3 protein-coding genes are annotated in these 6,759 nt (G+C 35.8%); 1 reads left to right on the top strand and 2 read right to left on the bottom strand.

The genetic code is table 11. The features are described 5' to 3' along the window. Positions 1-222 precede the first annotated feature (222 nt). Positions 223-1,701 (top strand): Lsa family ABC-F type ribosomal protection protein, encoded by a 1,479-nt coding sequence (locus tag AC1DVK_RS26075; RefSeq protein WP_410862147.1) that lies wholly within the window; start codon positions 223-225, stop codon positions 1,699-1,701. A gap of 1,062 nt (positions 1,702-2,763) precedes the next feature. On the opposite strand, the gene AC1DVK_RS26080 is transcribed toward AC1DVK_RS26075, so the two are convergent. Beyond that, positions 2,764-5,160, bottom strand: coding sequence for an immune inhibitor A domain-containing protein (locus tag AC1DVK_RS26080; protein WP_477627744.1), 2,397 nt, complete (start codon positions 5,158-5,160; stop codon positions 2,764-2,766). A 608-nt stretch (positions 5,161-5,768) separates the two neighbouring features. Beyond that, positions 5,769-5,954, bottom strand: coding sequence for a hypothetical protein (locus tag AC1DVK_RS26085; protein ID WP_477627743.1), 186 nt, complete (start codon positions 5,952-5,954; stop codon positions 5,769-5,771). Between the last annotated feature and the right edge of the window lie 805 nt (positions 5,955-6,759).

A 6,759-nucleotide genomic window follows, 5' to 3' on the forward strand; every position in this document is an offset into this window, starting at 1 on the left:
TTCGGAAGTGAATGTACGGCGTTCTCTTTTCGTCATTTTGAGTGCTCCTTATCTGTAATAAGTTAAGTGTAGCTGCCCTTAAAATATCTGTCCAGATAAGTGTAGACGATTCATGCTCTATATAAGTCGTTAGTATCCATCAAACTTATATGGAGGAATTAATAAATTGATGGATATTCCGACTTTATATGAAAAGTGTCGATATATAAAGGAGGAATTATTATGTCAATGATAAAAGTTCAAGACTTAACTTTTTCATATCCAGGTAGCTTTGATAATATTTTTGAAGGTGTAAACTTTCAAATGGATACGGATTGGAAACTAGGATTTATCGGTAGAAACGGACGAGGAAAAACGACATTCTTTAATTTATTATTAGGGAATTATGAGTATAGTGGGAAAATCACTTCTTCGGTAGAATTTAATTTTTTCCCTTACCCAGTTTCAGATAAGAACAAGTTTACTCATGAAATCCTTGAAGAAATTTGTCCCCAAGCAGAAGATTGGGAATTTCTTCGTGAAATATCCTATTTAAATGTTGATGCCGAGGTCATGTACCGACCATTTAAAACATTATCAAATGGAGAACAAACAAAGGTATTGCTTGCTGCACTGTTTTTGAATGAGGGTCAATTTCTATTAATTGATGAGCCAACAAATCATCTAGATACTGATGCACGAAAGATGGTTTCTGATTATCTAAGGAAGAAAAAAGGATTTATTTTAATTTCACATGACAGAATCTTTTTAGACGGGTGCGTTGACCATATCTTATCTATAAATAGAGCAAACATTGAAGTCCAAAGTGGTAACTATTCTTCTTGGAAGTTAAATTTTGATAGACAGCAGGAACACGAAGAAGCAACAAATGAGCGTCTACAAAAAGACATAGGGAGATTAAAACAGTCTTCAAAGCGTTCAGAAGGTTGGTCTCATCAAGTGGAAGCCACTAAAAACGGGACAAGGAATTCTGGTTCCAAGTTGGACAAAGGTTTTGTAGGGCATAAAGCGGCCAAGATGATGAAGAGATCGAAGAACCTTGAATCAAGGAAACAAAAAGCTATTGAAGAAAAGTCAAAATTACTAAAAAATGTAGAGAAAACTGATTCGTTAAAATTAGAACAATTGAAATTCCAGTCAAATGAATTGGTTGTTTTGGCTGATGTATCTGTTAAGTATGATGACCAAATAGTGAATGAGCCAATTAGCTTTATAGTTGAACAAGGTGACCGAATTGTACTTGATGGAAAGAATGGAAGTGGGAAAAGTAGTATCCTAAAACTAATTCTAGGACATCCGATACAGCATACAGGCTCAGTTAATTTAGGCTCAGGACTCATCGTTTCCTATGTCCAACAAGATACTTCTCATTTGAAAGGATCGTTATCAGATTTTATTGAAGAGCATGAGATTGATGAGACATTATTTAAATCTATCCTACGTAAGATGGATTTTGAGCGAATTCAATTTGAGAAAGATATATCTCATTATTCTGGTGGACAAAAGAAAAAGCTGCTTATCGCTAAAAGTTTATGTGAAAAAGCTCATTTATATATATGGGATGAACCATTAAATTTTATTGATATTTATTCGCGTATGCAGATTGAAGAGCTTATTCAACAATTTAATCCCACAATGGTTATTGTTGAGCATGATCAGGCATTTCAACAAACAGTTGCAACAAAAACTATATCTATGTAGTTCAAAGTGAATGATTGAAAGTATAATCAGTAAATCAAGTCATTAAACTATAAGGCGCTTTAATGAAGTAGTGAAAAAAGGCCTAATTCCTCTACAATAAATTGAGAAATTAGGCTTTTTATTGGGGAAATAGGAAATACTTTAACGAAATGCACTCATATATGGGAATATATAAGACCATTAGGTTTTCCTGCTATTAAAGAAGATGTTTAAGTTTGAATGACACAGGATTAATTTTGTAATATTCAATTTTGAAGATAAAATAAAGTCACGACTTGATTAAACTTATTTATACAAAAATAGTTTGTTAGAATATTTCAAGAGCAAGTTTTGATCAATCTTTTTCAAAACACGCACTTTCTTTTTGTTCTTTTATCGAGGTTATTTGCATTTATTTGAACCAACTTTATTCTAAAACAACATTAAACTTTTTTATAAAAAATCATTCACTAGCAAAAAACAACCCAAGCATTTTGACCAAACTTTTTTCAAAATGTTTGGATTTCTTCTGTTGAAAAATCAATTTTTGAAGCATGCCTTTGATCAAACTTTATTACAAGCTAACAACGAGAACCACCTATAATAAGTGAGGAAAATTGAATTGAACATATGGAATGCTGCCCCCTTTAGCATTCCTGTAGAGCATTAATTATCGGCTTTGAAAAAACAGAGCCCCTCAGTATGAACTGCACCCCAATTGTTAGTCACAATTAACAATGATACGCTCCCCAATAAGTAGACAGATTAAAAAATAAAATCTGTTTGCCTATTGGGGAGGTTTTTTTATGAGAAAATATTCGTTAGAAACTAAGCTAGCTGCCGTTCATTTTTTTATTGAGGGTCATGAATCTTTTAAAAATGTAGCTTAGAAGTATGAAGTAAGCAAAACTAAAAGGATTGAGTCCTGTAAAATACAGGATCCAATCCTTAGTAGCTGCTTAAAATACTTTGTCTAACTTATTGGGTTCACTTCACAATACAGGGATCATCTGTTCAATGCTTTCTAGCTTTTTTTTAAATACCCTTTACAAGGGATACACTTTAAATAAGAGAACCACCTTATTATTTATAAAGTAAAATTTTACCTACAGTACCGTCAGCACTTTGGCCAACTACGCGAACCTTTAGTCCGAATTTTGGAATATTACGGCCAACGTCAGGAGCTTGGGTATTACTGTAATTCTGATTATCATCAAACATGGCATTGCTTTGAGTAAAGTTATCTTTCAAGTAGAAAGAAGAATCACCAATGGTCACTTTACTACCTTTGTTTAAGCTAAATGCTGCATCATGCATTTGATAGCTGTTTGACCCAAGGACTTTATTAACATCATATACACCGTTTGGATCCTTCCAGTCCTTATTATGCCAGATATTATTGTGCTGGTCGGCGTCGACAACACCTAAGAAACCATCACCAGGGTGGTAGTCTGGACCTGTCCAGTTGTTATCGTAGGAGTTATCAACATACCAAACTACTAAACCTTGATCATAAGATAACATGGTTCCTTTACGGTTCACATTGGCTAAACCTGAATCAGAACCGTTATGGGATCTCCATTCAAGAAGGTAATACTGACTTGCATGTTTTTTGCCATCAGATTTGGAGAAACCTACAAAAGTAAATGGTGAAGTTCCTTCCGCATCATCGGACAGAATTGTGCTGCCACCCGCACTTACCTTGATATCATCAACATAAAAACCAGCCATTGCCAATCCGCCATCAGTGACATAATTGAAGCTTAATTGGACTTTTTGGCCAGCAAATTGAGATAAATCAAATGTTGCATCTACCCATTTGTTTCCGGAATCTCCTGTAATACCATTGCCTGGATTTGACCCTTGAGGATCATCATTCGTTGTGATGTTACCATGAACCGTTTGACCATTGACACGAACAGTAGCATAATCATAATCTTGTTCGATAGAGTACCAGGTTTTAAATGTAAGCTGAGCAGAAGTAGCATTGGATAAGTCAATAGTCGTGTTCATTTTGTTACTTAGATTATTTCCACTCCCACTGAAGTACTCTGACTTCCCACTTGCAGGCGTATTAACTAATATCTCCTTTTCAGGAAGATTTACTTTAACAACATCATCATTTGTGCCTTTTGTACTTGCTTCATCAAGCAAGTACTCTGTTCCTTTAGAAGTAACATCATTTACGTTTATTTGACTTCCTGACTGCCAGTTTGGCATAAAGTCATTTGTTGTCATCGTTTGCTGTAAAAACTCTTTATCATATGGACTGAAGCCAGATGGTTCCGTACCTGGAATTTTCCCTGTCCAGCTTCCACTTGACATGAGTGACCAGTAGCTGACTGGTTCACCTAAACCGCTGTAAAGGGTGTCATACTCATCCGGCAAGCCTAAATCGTGACCGAATTCATGAGCAAATACGCCCGCAGCTCCATCTTCTGGTTCAATGGTATAGGCTAGTCCTAACAAATTATCGACACCAAAATAGTTTACATCCGCTTTTGTTTCGGGAATTGGGTAGAGACCGCCTAGATCCCAGCTGTGAGACCAAATTGCCTCTTCACCAATTTTACCGCCGCCTGCTTCTTCCCCGACACCAGAGTGAATGACCATGACATGGTCAATGATTCCATCTGGTTCGCGCATATTGCCGTCACCGTCCAAATCAAACTGATCTTCTTTGTCATATTGATTCAAATCAATTGAAGGATCTTTAGCCGCATCAGCAAGGGCTTCCCGAATAAGTGCTCTTGGATTTTTATCATTACCGGCATTTTCATCATGAGCACCGTAATAAGCAGCTGGATGTTTGGCTGTATACCAGCCGGCAACCTTACCATCCACCGTATAACTGCCGCCGGACTGTTGCTCGTAATACTGTTTCATGGAGATCTTCTTTTTACCATCCGGACCGACATAGCCATTTTCACCGAAAATCATATCCTGATAATGTTGGTTGGAGTATGCATCGGGTCCGCTATAATACATGTCTGTTTCATCGGAAGTTAATTGTCCGTGTGGAAGATTAGGAAAATCAATTAATAGAACGAGGACCTCGTCTTTCCTTTCCGTACCATCCCAATCTTCTTTTTTGACAGAGGAAACAGTATTTTGCTTTGCTTGCCCTGACTTGTTTCCTTTTCCCTCATTTAGACCGTTACTAGCCATTTTTGCTTTAACTTGTTCTTTTAGTGCGGCCTGCTTCTTTTCAAAAGAATTTTCTTTTTTATTAGTTTCCGAGGCCGTCGCTAGCTTATGTAAATACTTTTGTAATGCCTTATCTGCTTCTGTGGCCGTCGCATCTTTTGGAATCGTTCCATTTTTCTTTAACATCTCAATTAGCCGGTCATCATTTGCAATCCCTAAATCAATTGGTGCTCCCTCTTTTCCAGAAGCCTTAACTTCTTGAGATAAATTCACATGACTTATAACTCCGGGTGTAAACGCACTAAATGCAAGTCCAGCAGATAATAATGGCATGCTAATTTTCTTTTTCCAATTCAAAGTCCATCCCCCTTAAAAAAAGTCTATGAAACTAATTGCGAAAAGAAAGAGTTTCATAGAATTTTATACTACAGGCTACAAAATGGCAATGGTTAATATATTGATTAATCAGATAATTAAAAATATTTTCTCAATAAACATTCTTAAATTTAACACTCGAGACCAAGTAGGTTACCACTTGCATTAAGGTAAATTACTACAGATACATATTTACAGGTACAACTATGAAAACTGATTTATAGCAATGAACGTACCCTTTATTCTTAAACTATTGTTAATCCAAAATTACAACTTATTTAGTTCATATTTCAGCTTTTTTCGCCTGGATCATTTCTTTGATTTTATCTATAAACTTTTCATTCGTGAAGATATCCTGTGTGGTTGTTAAGTGTCGTTTGGCATGTCTGGAAAAGTTAGTCGCTGCCACCCACTGACCACTATAAGGACATGGAAGCTGTGCGTCTACTTGCCATTGTGTCGTTACGAATCTATTTGTATTTGAATTACATCTTTTGCAATCTTATTGACTACCTTTGTATTTACATTGACTACATCATCATTCATTTTGTATTTGTCCTTGATTGCTAATTCTCCAGATATCCTGTCATTTCACGTTCTTTCAGCAGACAAATCTCTTCACTGATAAATAAATTCAGTTCGTCACAGTAACCTTTGAAATCACCGTACAAGCTTTCTGGAATGAGTGCGGTTAATACCTCGGTCTTTTCCCTTCTTCTCCGATTACGTACGAATTGTTTCAAGTATGTCATCCAATTCTCTCCTAAATCCACTTATTGATTTATCGGTGCACATCACCATACCTCCTTTAATTGATTACGTATACAATTCGAATCACAATCAAATCATTTTAAAACATTTATATTAGGTCACCTTGTAAACTTGAGTATTAGATTAAAATATATATTCTATCGAGGTTATTCCTAAAATAATTAAGAAGTAAACTTCACTATAGTAACTAATAAATTTGTCTCCTAGTCTTTGATGATTGTTCTTTTTGACGCTCATACCGAGTAGTTTTTTTAAAAATTACTTATGTATTTCACTAGAACGATGCTACGTTGAATAAGAGAATATGTAATTCAAAACCTTTATTCTGAGTGCAAAATAAAAACGACAATTAAGTCGCCTTTTCTCTAACTTTTTAATAAAAATCTCCAAGCTGCAAGTTTTGTTGTCCCACCCTATCCCCCTTCGTAAATATTTCAGAAGCATCCTAACCACCGATTTATTTGGAGAACTTTAATAGGGTGCTGCTCTCTTTTTCAAAAAATTGAAGTTTGCGCTTTATTTAATATGGTCTTTTTCCTGATTATTAGTGTTTAATTTTCATGGTAGTTTAAGTGTAATTCTTCACAATCCTGTTTTTGGAAAAAGCGGCCTCCATCTTAAAGGATCGCACGATATATAATAAAAATAATCAATAACCTATTGTGCACAAGGCTGCAAAATAACCTGTTTGAGGACGGAGCAGGCAGCCGTCGCCCCCGTTTGAGATTGGGATTGTCACCCCGCTAAAATTTTGCATGCTAGTAGGCCGTAGCCCACCGCTATGGC

It is taken from the genome of Peribacillus sp. P4_B1 (assembly GCF_056402395.1).